The sequence below is a fragment of the Alcanivorax sp. genome (assembly GCF_019431375.1).
Taxonomy (GTDB): domain Bacteria; phylum Pseudomonadota; class Gammaproteobacteria; order Pseudomonadales; family Alcanivoracaceae; genus Alcanivorax; species Alcanivorax jadensis_A.
In genome coordinates this window covers 1,699,143-1,714,875 of record NZ_CP080267.1, presented here as the reverse complement: position 1 = coordinate 1,714,875, position 15,733 = coordinate 1,699,143, and the positions used below count along the sequence as shown (strand labels likewise).

The 15,733-nt window shown below is 60.3% G+C and carries 15 protein-coding genes; 10 read left to right on the top strand and 5 right to left on the bottom strand.

Features of this window, described 5'->3' with window-relative positions; genetic code table 11:
• The first annotated feature begins 275 nt into the window (after positions 1-275).
• The 6 genes from trpE (at position 276) to KZ772_RS07920 (ending at position 4,631) form a co-directional block, all read left to right on the top strand.
• A complete protein-coding gene (gene trpE, locus KZ772_RS07945; protein ID WP_290539259.1) occupies positions 276-1,769 on the top strand; it encodes an anthranilate synthase component I in 1,494 nt (497 codons plus the stop codon).
• Positions 1,769-2,371 carry an aminodeoxychorismate/anthranilate synthase component II gene (locus KZ772_RS07940; protein ID WP_290539258.1) on the top strand — a complete coding sequence of 201 codons (603 nt, stop codon included), beginning with the start codon at positions 1,769-1,771 and terminating at the stop codon, positions 2,369-2,371. The genes trpE and KZ772_RS07940 overlap by 1 nt, the downstream gene beginning before the upstream one ends.
• Complete coding sequence (gene trpD, locus KZ772_RS07935) at positions 2,368-3,411, top strand: anthranilate phosphoribosyltransferase (protein WP_290539257.1); 1,044 nt, start codon at positions 2,368-2,370, stop codon at positions 3,409-3,411. The genes KZ772_RS07940 and trpD overlap by 4 nt, the downstream gene beginning before the upstream one ends.
• Before the next feature lie 14 nt (positions 3,412-3,425).
• Positions 3,426-4,220, top strand: coding sequence for an indole-3-glycerol phosphate synthase TrpC (trpC, locus tag KZ772_RS07930; RefSeq protein WP_290539256.1), 795 nt, complete (start codon positions 3,426-3,428; stop codon positions 4,218-4,220).
• 111 nt (positions 4,221-4,331) lie between these two features.
• Positions 4,332-4,493, top strand: a complete 162-nt coding sequence (locus tag KZ772_RS07925; protein ID WP_290539255.1) for a chorismate mutase — start codon at positions 4,332-4,334, stop codon at positions 4,491-4,493.
• A gap of 12 nt (positions 4,494-4,505) precedes the next feature.
• Positions 4,506-4,631 (top strand): hypothetical protein, encoded by a 126-nt coding sequence (locus KZ772_RS07920; RefSeq protein WP_290539254.1) that lies wholly within the window; start codon positions 4,506-4,508, stop codon positions 4,629-4,631.
• A 159-nt stretch (positions 4,632-4,790) separates the two neighbouring features.
• On the opposite strand, the gene crp is transcribed toward KZ772_RS07920, so the two are convergent.
• Positions 4,791-5,420, bottom strand: a complete 630-nt coding sequence (crp, locus tag KZ772_RS07915; RefSeq protein ID WP_035250214.1) for a cAMP-activated global transcriptional regulator CRP — start codon at positions 5,418-5,420, stop codon at positions 4,791-4,793.
• Between the two features lie 298 nt (positions 5,421-5,718).
• Between crp and KZ772_RS07910 the strand changes: the two genes are divergently transcribed.
• Positions 5,719-6,144, top strand: a complete 426-nt coding sequence (locus KZ772_RS07910) for an OsmC family protein (protein WP_290539253.1) — start codon at positions 5,719-5,721, stop codon at positions 6,142-6,144.
• 155 nt (positions 6,145-6,299) lie between these two features.
• Positions 6,300-7,082, top strand: coding sequence for an adenosylmethionine decarboxylase (speD, locus tag KZ772_RS07905; RefSeq protein WP_290539458.1), 783 nt, complete (start codon positions 6,300-6,302; stop codon positions 7,080-7,082).
• 168 nt (positions 7,083-7,250) lie between these two features.
• Here the strand turns inward: speD and coq7 are convergent, their stop codons facing one another.
• Positions 7,251-7,910, bottom strand: a complete 660-nt coding sequence (coq7, locus tag KZ772_RS07900; protein WP_290539252.1) for a 2-polyprenyl-3-methyl-6-methoxy-1,4-benzoquinone monooxygenase — start codon at positions 7,908-7,910, stop codon at positions 7,251-7,253.
• 152 nt (positions 7,911-8,062) lie between these two features.
• Here coq7 and KZ772_RS07895 point away from each other — a divergent pair, with 152 nt between their 5' ends.
• The gene (locus KZ772_RS07895) at positions 8,063-9,538 is read left to right on the top strand and encodes an AAA family ATPase (RefSeq protein WP_290539251.1); all 1,476 of its coding nucleotides are present in this window, start codon (positions 8,063-8,065) and stop codon (positions 9,536-9,538) included.
• Positions 9,525-10,556 (top strand): AraC family transcriptional regulator, encoded by a 1,032-nt coding sequence (locus tag KZ772_RS07890; RefSeq protein ID WP_290539250.1) that lies wholly within the window; start codon positions 9,525-9,527, stop codon positions 10,554-10,556. Before KZ772_RS07895 ends, KZ772_RS07890 begins: the two co-directional genes overlap by 14 nt.
• On the opposite strand, the gene KZ772_RS07885 is transcribed toward KZ772_RS07890, so the two are convergent.
• The 3 genes from KZ772_RS07885 to purD all read right to left on the bottom strand — a co-directional run bounded on the left by KZ772_RS07885 (position 10,495) and on the right by purD (position 15,685).
• Positions 10,495-13,290 (bottom strand): hybrid sensor histidine kinase/response regulator, encoded by a 2,796-nt coding sequence (locus KZ772_RS07885; RefSeq protein ID WP_290539249.1) that lies wholly within the window; start codon positions 13,288-13,290, stop codon positions 10,495-10,497. The two genes, KZ772_RS07890 and KZ772_RS07885, sit on opposite strands and share 62 nt — an antisense overlap.
• Positions 13,262-14,317, bottom strand: coding sequence for a cyclic nucleotide-binding domain-containing protein (locus tag KZ772_RS07880; protein WP_290539248.1), 1,056 nt, complete (start codon positions 14,315-14,317; stop codon positions 13,262-13,264). The genes KZ772_RS07885 and KZ772_RS07880 overlap by 29 nt, the downstream gene beginning before the upstream one ends.
• An 81-nt stretch (positions 14,318-14,398) precedes the next feature.
• Positions 14,399-15,685 (bottom strand): phosphoribosylamine--glycine ligase, encoded by a 1,287-nt coding sequence (purD, locus tag KZ772_RS07875; protein WP_290539247.1) that lies wholly within the window; start codon positions 15,683-15,685, stop codon positions 14,399-14,401.
• Between the last annotated feature and the right edge of the window lie 48 nt (positions 15,686-15,733).

The following is a 15,733-nucleotide window of genomic DNA, read 5'->3' as shown; positions in this document are numbered from 1 at the left end:
CAGCGTCAGGCGTCGAGCGTCTGGCGTCTGGCGTTCTCATTAGCTAGAATTCCCCCAATCTTCACGTTTGAGAAAGGACGTCCCCCTTGGACCGTGCCCTGATCAACAGTTTTGCCTTCCTTTCCGCACCCGCCAGCTGGCGATGGTGACGCTCTCCCTGTGTCTGTGCTGAGCACTGCACTGACGCGCCCTTTTTGCCTTGTTTTTCCTCTACAATTGTTGCACTTGTCGGCCCGTGCGTTTGAATGGCCGAGCGAAGACCAATAGGGACAACCATGTCACAACAGCAACTGGATCGTTATGCCCGAGAGGGCTATACCCGGGTGCCGCTGGTACGCGAGGTGCTGGCGGATCTGGATACGCCGCTGACCGCTTACCGCAAGCTTGCCCAGGGGCCTTACAGCTACCTGTTTGAATCCGTTCAGGGCGGCGAGCGCTGGGGCCGCTATTCCATTCTCGGGCTGCCGGCCACGGAAGTGATCCGCATCACCGGCACGGCCGTCACGGTCAGCAATGAAGAGGGCGAAAACACCGTCGAGGTGGCGGACCCGATCCAGTGGATTGAAGACTACCGTCAGCAGTATCGCTCACCGGAAATTCCCGGGCTGCCCCGTTTCAACGGTGGCCTGGTGGGCTACTTCGGCTACGACAGCGTGCGTTATTTCGAGCCCCGGCTGGGGCCTGCGCCTGGCGAGGATGTGCTCGGGGTGCCGGATATCCTGCTGATGCGCTCCGAAGAAGTGGTGGTGTTCGATAATCTGCGCGGCGCCCTGTTCCTGGTGGTGCACGTGGACCCCCGCGAAGCGGATGCCGGTGAGCAGGCGTCGCAGCGCCTGGATGAGCTGCAGACCCTGCTGCGTGCGCCCCTGCCGGAGCCGGAGCATACCGTCTACGGCGAGCCGGTGGACGAGAGCGATTTCCGTAGCGAATTCCCGGAAGCGCAGTTCAAGGCCGGGGTGGAAAAGGTGCGCGAGTACATTCTCGCCGGTGACGTGATGCAGGTGGTCCCTGCCCAGCGCATGAGTTGCCCCTTCAAGGCCCCGGCCCTGGATCTGTACCGGGCGCTGCGTTACCTGAACCCGTCCCCTTACATGTTCTATCTGGATCTGGGGGATTTCCATATCGCCGGCTCGTCCCCGGAAATCCTCACCCGGGCAGAGCAGGGCGCTGTCACCGTGCGACCCATCGCCGGCACCCGCAAGCGCGGCGCCAATGCAGAAGAAGATCAGGCCCTGGAAGCGGACCTGCTGGCCGACCCCAAGGAAATCGCCGAGCACCTCATGCTCATCGACCTGGGCCGCAACGACGTGGGCCGGGTAGCCAAGCCCGGCAAGGTCACGCTCACCGACAAGATGGTGGTGGAGCGCTATTCCCACGTGATGCACATCGTTTCCAACGTGGAAGGCGAATTGCGCGACGGCCTGGGGCCGCTGGACGTGCTGCGTGCCACCTTCCCGGCGGGCACCCTGAGCGGGGCGCCGAAAATTCGCGCCATGGAAATTATCGACGAGCTGGAGCCCACCAAGCGGGGAATTTACGGCGGTGCCGTGGGCTATATCGGTTTCAACGGTGACATGGATACCGCCATCGCCATCCGTACCGCTGTGGTCAAGGATCAGCGCCTCTACGTACAGGCCGGTGCCGGCATCGTGGCCGACTCCGTGCCCCAGTCCGAATGGGACGAGACCATGAACAAGGCCCGGGCGGTGTTCCGGGCGGTGAATCTGGCACTGGGTGGTCTCAACCTGGCAGACGGAGGGCAGCGGTAATGCGTGTGCTGATGATCGACAACTACGACAGCTTTACCTACAACCTGGTGCAGTACCTGCAGGAGCTGGGAGCAGAGGTGCTGGTGCATCGCAACGACCAGATTTCCATTGAGGAAATCGAGGCGCTGAAGCCGGACCGGTTGATGATTTCCCCGGGGCCCTGTACTCCCAACGAGGCGGGCATCTCCATTGCCGCCATCCAGCATTTTGCCGGCAAGCTGCCGATCCTGGGGGTCTGCCTGGGCCATCAGAGTATCGGTCAGGCCTTTGGCGGCAAGGTGGTGCGCGCCCGCCAGGTGATGCACGGCAAGACGTCACCCATCTACCACAGTGGTGTAGGCATTTTCCGCAACCTGCCGTCCCCCTACACGGCCACCCGCTACCACTCCCTGGTGGTGGAAAAGGACAGTCTGCCGGATTGCCTGGAAATGACCGCCTGGACCTGCAATGAGGATGGCAGCGTGGACGAGGTGATGGGCATGCGCCACAAGACCCTGCCCATCGAAGGCGTGCAGTATCATCCCGAGTCCATTTTGAGTGAGCACGGTCATGCCCTGCTCGAGAATTTTCTTAACAACGAACAACAAGGGGACGCCGCATGAATATCCAGCAGGCCCTGGCCAAGGTGGTCGAGCAGATCGACCTGAGCATCGAGGAAATGCAGGAGGTAATGCGCCAGATCATGACCGGTGGCGCCACTGACGCCCAGATCGGCGGTTTCCTGGTGGCCCTGCGCATGAAGAGCGAATCCCTGGACGAGATCACCGGCGGGGTGCAGGTCATGCGCGAGCTGGTTACCGCCGTACCGGTGCAGAATCGTCAGTACCTGGTGGACATCGTCGGCACCGGTGGCGATGGCGCCAACCTGTTCAACGTGTCCTCGGCCAGCGCTTTTGTGGCGGCGGCGGCCGGGGCCCGGGTGGCCAAGCATGGCGGGCGCTCGGTGAGCTCCAAAAGCGGCTCGGCGGACCTGCTGGAAACCGCCGGTATCGCCCTGGACCTGACCCCGGAACAGATCGGCAGCTGCGTAGACAATGTGGGCGTGGGCTTCATGTTTGCCCCTAATCACCACAAAGCCATGAAGTACGCCGTGGGGCCGCGCAAGGAGCTGGGCATGCGCACCCTGTTCAATATTCTCGGCCCCATGACCAACCCGGCCGCCGTGCAGCGTCTGGTGCTGGGGGTCTTTTCCGAGAAGCTGTGCCGGCCCATGGCCGAAGTGATGGGGCGTCTGGGCGCCGAGCACGTGATGGTGGTGCACAGCAAGGATGGCCTGGACGAGATCAGCCTGGCCACCCGTACCCATGTGGCGGAATTCCGTAACGGGGAAATCAGTGAATACGACGTGACTCCGGAAGACCTGGGGCTGGACTCTGATTCGCTGGTGGGCCTGGATGTGACCGATTCGGACACCTCCCTGGCCCTGATCCGCGATGCCTTCGGCAAACGCAGCAATGACGCGGCCCGCAAGGCGGCGGACATGATCGCCCTGAACGCCGGGGCGGCCATCTATGTGAGCGGCATTACCCGCACTCACAAAGAAGGGGTACGAATGGCCGAAGACCTGATACACAATGGAGAGGCAGCAGAGCGCATGCGTGAACTGGCTCAGTACAGCACGGCCCTCACGGCTGCGGACTGATAAGGAGAGCGGTTATGAGCACAGGCACCATTCTCGACAAGATCATTGCCCGCAAGCAGGAAGAAATTGCGGTCGGCAAGAACAACTACACCCTGGGCGAGCTGGAGGCCATGGCCGATAATGAGCGCAAGGCCCGGGGATTTATCGCCAGCCTGTTCGACCGGGTGCGCGACCACCAGCCGGCGGTGATCGCCGAGATCAAGAAGGCGTCACCCAGCAAGGGGGTGATCCGGGACGATTTCGACCCGGTGGAGATTGCCCGCAGCTACGAGAAAAACGGCGCCGCCTGCCTATCGGTGCTCACCGACAAGGACTTCTTCCAGGGTGACGAACATTACCTGCGCGCCGCCCGCAACGCGGTGAACCTGCCGGTGCTGCGCAAGGACTTCATGATCGACCCCTGGCAGATCTTCGAGTCCCGGGCCATGGGCGCCGACGCGGTACTGCTGATCGCCGCCGCCCTGTCTGACGACCAGATGAACGAGCTCTACCACGCCGCCCAGCAGGCCGGCTGTGATGTGCTGGTGGAAGTGCATACCGAGGAAGAGCTGGAGCGGGCGGTGAATCTCAACGCCGAACTGATCGGCATCAACAACCGCAATCTGCATACCTTTGATACCAGCCTCTACACCACCCTGACGTTGGCGGAAAAAGTCCCCGGTGATCGCATGATCGTCACCGAAAGTGGCATCCACACAATCGAAGACGTGAAGCTGATGCGCAAGAACGGCATCAATGCGTTCCTGGTGGGCGAAGCCTTCATGCGGGCGGAGGATCCGGGGGCGGCGCTTAAAGCCTTGTTTTTTTAGTGAACAGTTAATAGCTGCGCGGGGAGGGTTGGTGCCGTGCAGGGAATGTTGGAGGCCGCGCCCATGAAGTGGGTGCGGCTTCTTCGTTTTAATGCCAAACAGGGAGTTGGAATGACAGGAAAGTCGCCGCAGGAATGCCTGGGTATGGAGGACATCCGTGCCGAAATCGATCGCCGCGACAGGAAAATCATTGCATTGCTGGGTGAAAGGGCGGGGTATGTCCATGCTGCCGCAGCGTTCAAAACCAGTGAAGACGGGGTGCGGGCACCGTAGCGTTTCAGAACCATGCTAGAGATCCGTCGCGAATGGGCGGAGCAGGACGGGCTGGATGCGGATATGGTCGAGAAGCTTTACCGGGATCTGGTGGAGCACTTTATCCAGCGGGAGATGGCAGCGTTCAAGAGTAGTTAACAGTTAATAGTGAACAGTTAACAGCGCCGCGGACCAGGTTGTTCTGTCGTTAAACGCAAGAGGCCGCGCCCATCATCTGGGCGCGGCCTCTTTGCTTTCAGTCACTCATGCGCTGAACGCGCAGCTGTTAACTGTTCACTATTAACTGTTAACTGCTTTTTACCGCGTTCCGTAAACCACCATGGTCTTGCCTTTAACCGACACCAGCCCCTGTTCTTCCAGGTTCTTGAGAACCCGGCCGACCATTTCCCGGGAGCAGCCGACGATGCGGCCGATTTCCTGGCGGGTGACCTTGATCTGCATGCCGTCGGGGTGGGTCATGGCGTCGGGTTGTTTGCACAGGTCCAGCAGGGTGCCAGCCACGCGGCCGGTCACATCCAGGAACGCCAGATCTCCCACTTTGCGGGTGGTGGCGCGCAGACGGCCGGCGATCTGGGCGGAGACGGCGAACAGGATGTCGGCGTCTTCCCGGGCCAGTTGTTTGAATTTGCCGTAGCTGACTTCGGCGACTTCGCATTCAGTCTTGGCTTTTACCCAGGCAGAGCGTGATGGGTCGTTCTCGAACAACCCCATTTCACCGAAGAAATCCCCTTCATTCAGGTAAGCCATGATCATCTCGCGACCATCGTCGTCTTCGATCATGACCGTCACGGAGCCCTTCAAAATGTAGTAAAGCGCATCCGATTCATCACCCGCATAAATGATGGTGCTCTTCGCCGGGTATTTGCGGCGATGGCAGTGGGCCAGAAACTGGTCCAGATTTGGAATAATTTTGTTGCCGTCAGTCATGGGTGCTCAATATTAAGCCAGAAAAATGTCTTAGCTGGTAAGCGTAAGGATATTGCCTGTTTTTATCATTGATGCCAAGGGAACTGGCTCTCACTCTCAATTTTCACAGGCCCAGTGGTGGCTTATGGCTGACCGGCACCCGGCCGGCAGGGGCGGAGAGGGTGTCGGGACGGGAAAATTATCTGTTATCCGGCCCCCGCAGGGGGTGGCGGCGCCCCCGCGCTATGGTACTCTGCGCCCCCTTTCGGGGCCGGATAAAGCCGGCCTGGATCGGTGACTGGAACCTGGGAGATCCCCCATGAAAGCAGTGGTTAAATGGCAGGGCGAAGCCTGCTATGAAGCGCAGACAGAAAGCGGCCATACGGTGCTCATGGACGGACCGCCGGACCACGGTGGCCAGAACCGGGGGCCGCGCCCCATGGAGACCCTGTTGCTGGGGGTGGGTGGCTGCTCCTCCTTTGATGTGGTGCATATCCTCAAGAAGTCCCGCCAGGACGTGACGGACTGCCGTTGTGAGCTGACCGCGGAGCGTGCCGATGAGGTGCCGGCGGTATTCAGCAAGATTCATCTGCACTTCATCGTCAGCGGCAATAACCTGAAAGAAACCCAGGTGAAGCGGGCGGTGGAGCTGTCGGCGGAGAAGTATTGCTCGGCCAGCATTATGCTGACCCGAGGTGGTGTTGAGATCACTCATAGTTATACCATTGAGGGCCAGGAAGCTTGACCCCTGGCCGGTCAAGGGTTCCGGCGCAAGCCGGGCAAGTCTGAGGCCTTGAGGTCTCGCAAACAGGTAACCGCAGACTCTGCGGTGGTGTGTTGGTTTTATTGTGGCGGTGACGCCTACGGGGTACAGCTGTGGTGAAAGATCCCAATCCCAAGATTACGGTTCATGGTTTCAACAACCTGACCAAATCCTTGAGCTTCAATATTTTCGATATCGCCTATGCGAAGACGGAACAGCATCGCAAGGAGTACATCGAGTATATTGACGAGCTGTATAACGCCGAGCGTCTCACCGAGATTCTCACCAACGTGACCAAGATCATCGGTGCCAACGTGCTCAACGTGGCGCGCCAGGATTACGATCCCCAGGGCGCCAGTGTGACCATGCTGATTGCCGAGCACGAGAGCCCGCCGGATGGCACCGACTGGGACGAAGAAGCCCCGGGCCCGCTGCCGGATTCCGTGGTGGCGCATCTGGACAAGAGCCATGTGACCGTGCACACCTACCCGGAATCCCACCCGGATAACGGTATTTCCACTTTCCGGGTGGACGTGGATGTGTCCACCTGCGGGGTGATTTCACCGCTGCGTGCACTGAACTACCTGATCCACAGCTTCGATTCCGATATCGTCACCATCGACTATCGGGTGCGCGGCATGACCCGGGATCTGGACGGCACCAAGCATTACATTGATCACGACATCAATTCGATCCAGAACTTCCTTACCGAAGACACCCAGAACGCCTATCAGATGATCGACGTGAATGTTTACCAGGAGAACATCTTCCACACCAAGATGCTGCTCAAGGACTTCGACATCGACAACTATCTGTTCGGCGCCGGCAGCGACGAATTCGAGAAGGACGAGCTGGAACAGATCGAGGAACGTCTGCGTACCGAGATGCTGGAGATTTTCTACAGCCGGAATATGGGGTGAGAAAGGCAGTTAACAGTTAATAGTGAATAGTTAATAGCTGCGCGGGGAAGTCTCGCGCTGTTTTTAAAGCCAAGAGGCCGCGCCCAGAGTATGGGCGCGGCCTCTTGCGTTTGGGGTGGGAAAACCCAGGTTCGCGACGTTATTAATTATTAACTATTCATTATTAATTCAGATTCTGTAAGTCGTAAACGTCATCACCTTGCTCATCAGCGTCATGGCGTGGCGCACTGGTGGGGGTAGCTCGGCGCCGCCGGCGTCTTTGGCGGTGACGGCGTGTTTCAGTTCGTCTTCCTTCATTTGTTCCAGGATGGCGCGGGTGCGCAGGTCGCTTTCCGGGACCTGGAACAGGTGGGATTCCAGATGTTTGACCACCTGATTTTCTGTTTCCGAGACAAAGCCCAGGCTCCAGCGATCCCCCACCAGGCCGGCAGTGGCGCCTACTGCATAGCTCATGGCGTAGAACAGCGGGTTGAGCTTGCTGGGTACGCCGCCGAGTTCCTGGATCCGCTCCTCGCACCAGGCCAGGTGATCCTCTTCCTCGCGGGCTGCTTCCTCCATGGCGTGGCGCACATGGGGCAGGCTGGCAGTGCTGGCCTGGCCCTGATACAGGGCCTGAGCGCACACCTCGCCGGTATGGTTGATGCGCATCAGTCCCAGCACATGGCGGCGTTTGTCCGAGGGCAGGGTGCCGGCCTCGGGGGCATCCGGCGCCGGGGAGGCATGGGCGGGTTTCCGTTCCGCCTGGATGGTGCCCGGCGTCAACGTACGCAGGGCGTTGTCGGCCCGGGCAAGTAGTTTATCCAGCGGTGACAGTCGACGTTCGCTCATGGGGATCTTCCAAAACGGTTTGCCACGGCGCACACGGGGTGCAGGAAAACAGAGTACTTCCGGTGAGCAGGGAGTCTTCCGCGGCGCTACAAAACAGTGTCAGGCTTCATGCTAGCATAGCGCTGACAGTGACCTGTGAAGAATGATAACAAATGAGCGACCTGAACGATCTGAAAATGCTGCTGGAATCCCGCTATCCCATCGTGGTCATCGAGACCTGGGAGGAGCTGCGGGCACTGGACCTGATACGTCGTCTGGGGATGCGTGAGGGCCGACCGGTGTTTGCCTGGAACGCGGTGGATGGCCTGCGGCGCCTTGAGTTCGAAGACGTTCCCAGTCAGAAGCACACGGTGGAGCCGGATGCGGTGTTGGGGCAGATTCGAGGCACCAATGAGCCAGGTATCTATGCCCTGTGTGATATGCATCCGTTTCTGAAGGACGAGCCGCGAAATATCCGGCTGCTGAAAGAAATCGCGCTGCACCACGAGCGTCTGCATCACACCCTGGTGTTGATCAGCCACCAGTTTTCCATTCCCCCGGAAATCCGCCGTTATTGCACCCGCTTTTCCCTGTCCATGCCCGACGAGAAGCAGCTGGAGCACATCGTTCAGGATGAGGCTCGTCGTTTCAAAAAGGAGAAAGGGGAACGGGTGCGCGCGGATCGGGAGTCGCTCGATCGGCTGGTGCGAAATCTCCGTGGCCTGAGCGTTGAGGATGCCCGCAAACTGGCCCGGGGCGCCATTATCCATGATGGCGCCATTACCGAGGCAGATCTGCCGGAAATCAATAAGGCCAAGTTTGCCTTGATGGAAATGGATGGTGTTCTCAGCTACGAGTACGACACGGAAAGCTTCGCCAGCGTGGGCGGCCTGCAGGGGCTGAAAGACTGGCTGGGTAAACGCGAGCACGCCTTCCATGGTCACAACGGTATCGATTCTCCCCGCGGCATCATGATGGTAGGGGTGCAGGGCGGCGGCAAGAGCCTGGCTGCCAAGGCGGTGGCCGGGCTGTGGGGGTTGCCGTTGCTGCGCATGGATATGGGCGCTATCTACAACAAGTTCTTCGGTGAATCCGAGCGCAACGTGCGCGAAGCCCTGGAGCTGGCGGAAACCATGTCGCCCTGTGTGTTGTGGATCGATGAGATCGAAAAGGGCATCGCCGTGGGTGACAACGATGGCGGTACCTCCCGGCGGGTGCTGGGAACCCTGCTTACCTGGATGGCGGAAAATCAGAGTCAGGTGTTTCTGGTGGCCACGGCCAACGATATTGAACGGTTGCCGCCGGAACTGATCCGCAAGGGGCGTCTGGACGAAATCTTCTTTGTGGATCTGCCGTCGCCGGCGGTGCGCGAGGTGATCTTCCGGATTCATCTGGAAAAACGCGGGCTGGCTGCCGAGCGTTTCGATCTGCCCACGTTGTCCGCGCATAGTGATGGTTTTACCGGGGCGGAGATCGAGCAGGCGGTGGTGGCCGGGCTCTACAGTGCCGGTGCTGCCGATGGCGTGCTCGATCAGGCGCTGCTGGAAGCGGAGCTGGCGGCCACCGTACCGCTGTCGGTGACCATGGCGGAATCCCTGGCGCGACTGCGCCAGTGGTGCCAGGGCAGGGCGGTCCATGCCGGTGCTTGATCCCGGCCTCGCCGGCTCCGACCAGAGCCTCACGGCCGCCTATGTGGATGCGGTGTTGCCCCCCTTGCTGGCGCATTATGGCCTGTCCCGGGAGACGGTGCTGCAGCAGGCCGGGCTCAGCGAGGCGCCCTTTGCGGAGCCGGGGCAGTTATTGCCGCTGGTGGATGTGTTGCGGTTGTTTCTGGTGATTCTGCAAGCCAGTGGCGACCCGGGCCTGGGCTTCGAAATCGGCAAGCGGGTCAAACCTCGTTCCTATCAGGTGCTGGGCTATGTGATTCTGGCCAGCCGCGATCTGGGCCAGGCCATCGACCGGCTGATCCGCTTTGAAAGCCTGTCCGGTAAGCTGGGGGAGACCCATCTCTCGCGTCATGGGGACAGTGTTCGGCTGAGCTGGCAATGCCCGTTGGACGGTGAGCCGGCCCGGTATCTCACCGAGGCGGCGGTGACCGGTTGGGTGGCCTTTATGCGTCCATTGATAGCCCGGCAGCTTAGCCCTGCGCGGGTATGTTTCCGTCACCCGGCTCCGGATGACGAACAACGCTATCAGGCGTTTTTTGAAGCGCCGGTGGTTTTCGCCGCGGATTTTGATGGGGTGGAATTGCCGGCGGAGTATCTGTCCTTGCCACTGGAATCGGCGGATCCGGGGTTGTCGGTGATGATGGAGCGGGAGGCCCGTGATCTGCTGGCGGATTTTGATGCCGATACCAACCTGGTCAGCGCCGTACGGGCCCGCATCTACCTGCAGCTGGCAGACGGTGAGCCCTCATTGGAATCCGTGGCCGATAGCCTGGGCATGCCAGCGCGCACACTCAGTGCCCGGCTGGCACGCCGCTCGTTGCGCTTTGCGGAAATTCTCGATGGCCTGCGTCAGAGTCTGGCGGAGCTGTATCTGCAGGATCCGGCCCTGTCGCTCACCGAGATTGCCCTGTTGCTGGGTTTTGCCGAGTCCAGCTCGTTCAGTCGGGCATTTCGTCGCTGGCGAGGGACAAGTCCGAATCAGTGGCGTCGGGACGGGTAAATCGCACCAGGGTATCGCGTAGCACATTGAGTTCCACTGGCTTGGGCAGATGGGCATTCATGCCCGCTGCCAGGCTGCGCTCCTTGTGCTCGCGCAGGATATGGGCGGTGAGGGCGACAATGGGCACCGCCGGCAGACCCTGTTTCTGCTCATACTGACGAATCAGTCGAGTGGCTTCGAAGCCATCCATCTCCGGCATTTCGCAATCCATCAGGATCAGGTCATAGCGGTGCTTCTTGGCCAGCGTCAGTGCCTCCTGGCCGTTGGAGGCGATGTCGGCCTTGAGACCCAGCTTGCCCAGCATGCCGCGGATCACTTTCTGGCTCAGGTAATGGTCTTCCGCCACCAGGATGTTCAGTTGCGGGTCGGGCTTGTGTTCGGTCTTGCGGGGAATCGGTCGGTGACCCAGCCCCAGTTCCTCGGCCAGCACCTGGCGCAGGCGCGGGGCGGATACCGGCTTGGACAACACCCGATGGATACCCACGTTGCGGGCCTGGGTGGCGGTGGGCGCCAGGCTGACACCGGTGAGCATCACCAGCACTGTGGGGTGCATGATCACCGGGTCCTCGTGGATTCGGGCGGCCAGTTGCATACCGTCCATGCCGGGCATGTTGTGGTCCAGTACCACTACGTCGAAGGGTTCGTTGATGTTGGCCTGGGTGCGCAGGGAGGCCAGTGCCTCGCGGGGATCATGGCAGGCGGTGACGCGCATCCCCCATGAGAGGGCATGGTGACGCAGTACCCGGGTCACGGTGCTGGAATCGTCCACCACCAGCAGACTACGACCCTCCAGGGCGGTGGTATCTACCATTGCCGGTGGCGGGGCGTCGCTGGTTTCCGCTGGCAGGGGGACCACGAACCAGTAATGGGCGCCGCGCTGATCTTGCAGGGTGCCCATGCGGCCCTGCAGGGCTTCCACCAACTGCTCGGCGATGGCCAGGCTTAGATGGCTGCTTTCCGGCTGATTACTGGTACTGCGCAGGCGTTTCAGAATGTCGTCGCTAATGGCGCTGCCGGAGAAGCCGAAGCGTACCCGGTCTGCCTGGCCGGTGGGCTCCATGGATACATCCACCACCAGTTCCCCGTGACTGCCATGGCGTACCAGTGCCCCCATCAGGTTGGTGAGGATCTGGCGCAGCCGCCCGGCGTCGCCGATCACCCGTGTGGGTACGTTGGTATGCACATGGGTGATCAGTTCGATCTGTTTTTCCTCGGCTTTTTCCTTGAACAGATCAATGGCTTCCATGATCAGGTCATTGATGTCCAGGGCACTGTGATTGATGTCTGCGCCTTGGGTGGATAATTGTGAATGTTCCAGCACGTCGTTGATGATGCGCAGCAGGTTGTCGCCGGCATTCTGAATGGCGCCCACGCATTCGCGCTGGTTGGGGGTAAGCGGGGTGTCGCCAAGAATTTCCGCCATGCCAAGGATGCCGCTCAGTGGTGTGCGAATGTCATGGCCAATCCGTGACAGGGTTTCCCGACGAGTGCTGTCCACGGTGTCGGCCACCGCCTCAGAGCGCTTTCTCTCGATCTGCAAGCGTGCCTGCTGGCTGTGTTGCAGTCGCAAACCGATACCCAGTGTCAGCGCTTCTAGCACCGTAGCGCCCAGTAGCCACTGGGGCAGTTCCGCACTGGTTTGCACCACGCCGAGGCAGGCTAGGCAAACCAGTAATGCCGGGAAGCTGATCAGCAGGGAGGTGATGAAAAACAGTCCGCCACCGGTGATTTCCCGGTGCCAGGCCGTGTAACCCATAGTGAGCAGAAACAGGGTGGCTACGGTCACCAGGGCAAAACTGATGTAGCCGGCAGCGGCCAGCGGAAGAATCAGGGTAAAGGGCAGGTTGGCCAGGGCCAGCATCTGCAGCAGACGAGTGCAGTGATGTAGCCAGCCGGTGCGATCAGACAGGTTGAAAAAGCTTCGTGACAAGCCGGTGGCAGACCACATGGCCAGCATCATGCCGGCAAAAAGCAACCGTGGGTGAAGGAGGTTATTGTCACTGAGGGACCAGGGCAGCAAGTCCGCCAGGGTCAGTCCGATCAGCAGGATGCTGAGGATGAAGCCGCAGTGGTAGTAGTAGGTGGCGCCGCCACGAAGGGCGCCAACAATCACGTTATACAGTGCCAGGATCAACAGGGCGCCGGCCAGCAGCATGTAGATGGCATTTTGCTGTTGCTGGGTCTGGAGCAGGTCGTTGACGGTAGTCAGGGTCAGTCCGTAAGTCAGGTAGGCCCGGGGAGGCAATTGCAGATAGAGTAGCTGGGTTTCGCCAGTGGGCAGATGTACCTGGAAGCTGCTGCCGCGCCCGGGAATGCGCTGTTCGGGGTGCACCTGCCGGTAGCCCTGATCCTCATCAGGTAGATAGAGATTTGCCGCTGGGTTGCCGCGCAGATGCAGGGCAAAGTGGTTTTTGTTGCCCAGCTCGTTCTTGATGGCAACACGCACCCACCAGTGTCCGTTGAGGATGCCCAGGCGTTCGATATAGCGTGTGGCCGGCTGGAAGTTGGCCATGGCCGGAGGCTGGCTGACCGCTTTGATATCCAGTTCCCCGGAGGGGTCGCGCAGGTATTCGGAGTAGATAGTGATCCGGGCCTGGTCTGGCAGGCTGTGGATCACAAAGGGGGGCGGCGGTTCCGGATTGGCATGGCAGAGGCTGCCGGCCAGAACCAGCAGCAGTATCAGCGTGCCCTTGAGTAGAAAAGAATCAGGCCACTTCCGTTGGTTTTTTTGCATCCGTCGCTTTTCCCCGGTCCAGCACATAGGCGTTGAGGCCCGCTTCCGAGAGGATATAGGCTCCCAGCTCACTACGTCGACCATCACCGCACACCACATAGAAAAAATCCTTTTCCAGGTTGTGGACTTCACGGCGCAGTTCGTTGAGTGGCAGGTTGCGGGCACCGGGGGTACGATCGTGGCGGAACTCCATGGGCAGGCGTACATCCACCAGAATGCAGGCGGTTTCCGCCTCCAGAACCATGGTGTCCAGCTCGTCTTCGCTAAGATGACGAATCACTGAGTCCTGCAGGATGGACTGGAAATCCTTCTTGCCCAGACACATCAGTACGCCATCACTGGTCATGGTGATGGTGGCGTTGCGCGGGCTGTCGCTGATCAGGGCGTCTTCACCGAAGAAGCGGCCTGCGGACAGGGCTGCCAGGGTTTCCTGTTTGGCCCCCTTGGCACGGGTGACCATGGCCTTGCCCTGCTTGATCACGAAGAAGGTGTCACCATCCTCGCCTTCGGTGACAATGGTTTCGCCAAGCTGCACTTCCCGTTCCTCGAATTTCACGAACAGGCTGTGAATCATGGCCGGCGGTACTGCGGAAAAAAGCTCTGAGGATAGCAGTGCATCCATCCAGTCTCTTTCGCTTTCGTCATCGTCTTCGTCGAGCATGGATTCAGCGGCCTGGGTCCAGGTCATCAGCAGATCCAGTTTGTTTCGGTCGATGGCGTAGAGGGTGGTGGTTTCAGCAGTAATGGCGTTGATGGTGTGTTCGGGGTAATTGTCCAGCGCCAGGTAGTTTTCGTCGTCATCGGCGGCGAAATGGCGCACCTGAAAGCTGGCGTCGGTGAGGTCCACCGAGCCCTCAACAAGAAAATAGGCTTTGTCGCTGGTCTGGCCGCGTTTGAACAACAGCCGTCCTGGGCCCATCTTGATCACTTCAATCTGGCCCTGGATCTCCTTCAGGTGGGATTCGCCCAGGCAATCAAAGGGAATGAAGTTCTCGAGACGAGACATGTCGGCGGCGACATCGCTCATTGGTGACCCCCAGCGGTATACATCATTGCAGCGTTGTGGGTGAGCCCTGGCGGACCCACCCTTACTTCTTATGCTACTACTTTATGACTTTTCGCGGGCCACTGCACGATAACCGATGTCGGTGCGGTGATAGGCACCGCGCCATGTGATCCGTTTCACACCCACATAGGCGTTGGTCTGGGCCTCGCTGACGGTGTTGCCGACCCCGGTGACACAGAGAACGCGGCCGCCACTGGTGACTACCTGGCCGTCTTTCTCGGCGGTACCAGCATGGAATACCTTCACGGTATCGGAATCCGCCTGGTCCAGCCCTTCGATGACATCGCCCTTTTCGTAGCTGTCCGGGTAGCCGCCAGCGGCTATCACCACGCCCAGGGTGGGGCGCGGGTCCCAGTGGATCTCCGTCTGGTCCAGCTTGCCGTCCAGGGCGGCCAGGCACAGGCCGGCCAGATCAGACTGCAGACGCATCATGATCGGCTGGGTTTCCGGGTCGCCGAAGCGGCAGTTGTACTCGATCACCTTGGGCGCGCCTTCCGGGCTGATCATCAAGCCGGCGTACAGGAAGCCGGTGTAGGGCATGCCTTCAGACGCCATGCCTTCCACGGTGGGGGTGATAACTTCGTCCATGATGCGCTGGTAGACCGCATTGGTAACAACAGGAGCGGGGGAGTAGGCGCCCATGCCGCCGGTGTTGGGGCCGGTGTCGCCGTCGCCAACGCGCTTGTGGTCCTGGCTGGTGGCCATGGGCAGCACGTTCTTGCCGTCCACCATGACGATGAAGCTGGCTTCTTCGCCTTCCAGGAATTCTTCCACCACCACACGGTGGCCGGCGTCGCCGAACTTGTTGCCGTCCAGCATATCGCGCACGGCATCTTCGGCTTCCTGTAGGGTCATGGCCACAATCACCCCTTTGCCTGCCGCTAGGCCATCGGCCTTGATGACAATGGGGGCACCCTGTTCACGGACATAGGCCAGTGCTTCATCCATGTCAGTAAAGTTGCCGTAGGCGGCGGTGGGGATGTTATGGCGGGCCAGGAAGTCCTTGGTGAAGGCCTTGGAGCCTTCCAGCTGGGCGGCAGCTTTGCTGGGGCCGAAGCACTTCAGGCCGTTTTCCTGAAAATTGTCGACCAGCCCTTCCACCAGCGGGGCTTCCGGGCCGACGATGGTCAGGTCGATGCTGTTGTCCTTGGCAAAGGCCAGCAGGGCAGGCTGATCCAGCACGTCGATGGCCACGTTTTCCACCTTGGCTTCCCGGGCGGTGCCGGCATTGCCGGGGGCCACGAACACTGTCTCTACCTGTTCCGCCTGGGCCACTTTCCAGGCCAGCGCATGCTCGCGGCCACCGCCGCCAATGATCAGAACTTTCATGTCTACCTCAACCCTTTCAGGTTCGCCGTAGGAGTGGCGCTTGAGCCG

What these genes read in the sequence shown, in the direction of transcription:
- trpE (WP_290539259.1), top strand. Translation starts at nt 276, where the DNA reads ATGTCACAACAGCAACTGGATCGTTATGCCCGAGAGGGCTATACCCGG.
- KZ772_RS07940 (WP_290539258.1), top strand. Translation starts at nt 1,769, where the DNA reads ATGCGTGTGCTGATGATCGACAACTACGACAGCTTTACCTACAACCTG.
- trpD (WP_290539257.1), top strand. Translation starts at nt 2,368, where the DNA reads ATGAATATCCAGCAGGCCCTGGCCAAGGTGGTCGAGCAGATCGACCTG.
- trpC (WP_290539256.1), top strand. Translation starts at nt 3,426, where the DNA reads ATGAGCACAGGCACCATTCTCGACAAGATCATTGCCCGCAAGCAGGAA.
- KZ772_RS07925 (WP_290539255.1), top strand. Translation starts at nt 4,332, where the DNA reads ATGACAGGAAAGTCGCCGCAGGAATGCCTGGGTATGGAGGACATCCGT.
- KZ772_RS07920 (WP_290539254.1), top strand. Translation starts at nt 4,506, where the DNA reads ATGCTAGAGATCCGTCGCGAATGGGCGGAGCAGGACGGGCTGGATGCG.
- crp (WP_035250214.1), bottom strand. Translation starts at nt 5,420, where the DNA reads ATGACTGACGGCAACAAAATTATTCCAAATCTGGACCAGTTTCTGGCC.
- KZ772_RS07910 (WP_290539253.1), top strand. Translation starts at nt 5,719, where the DNA reads ATGAAAGCAGTGGTTAAATGGCAGGGCGAAGCCTGCTATGAAGCGCAG.
- coq7 (WP_290539252.1), bottom strand. Translation starts at nt 7,910, where the DNA reads ATGAGCGAACGTCGACTGTCACCGCTGGATAAACTACTTGCCCGGGCC.
- KZ772_RS07895 (WP_290539251.1), top strand. Translation starts at nt 8,063, where the DNA reads ATGAGCGACCTGAACGATCTGAAAATGCTGCTGGAATCCCGCTATCCC.
- KZ772_RS07890 (WP_290539250.1), top strand. Translation starts at nt 9,525, where the DNA reads ATGCCGGTGCTTGATCCCGGCCTCGCCGGCTCCGACCAGAGCCTCACG.
- KZ772_RS07885 (WP_290539249.1), bottom strand. Translation starts at nt 13,290, where the DNA reads ATGCAAAAAAACCAACGGAAGTGGCCTGATTCTTTTCTACTCAAGGGC.
- KZ772_RS07880 (WP_290539248.1), bottom strand. Translation starts at nt 14,317, where the DNA reads ATGAGCGATGTCGCCGCCGACATGTCTCGTCTCGAGAACTTCATTCCC.
- purD (WP_290539247.1), bottom strand. Translation starts at nt 15,685, where the DNA reads ATGAAAGTTCTGATCATTGGCGGCGGTGGCCGCGAGCATGCGCTGGCC.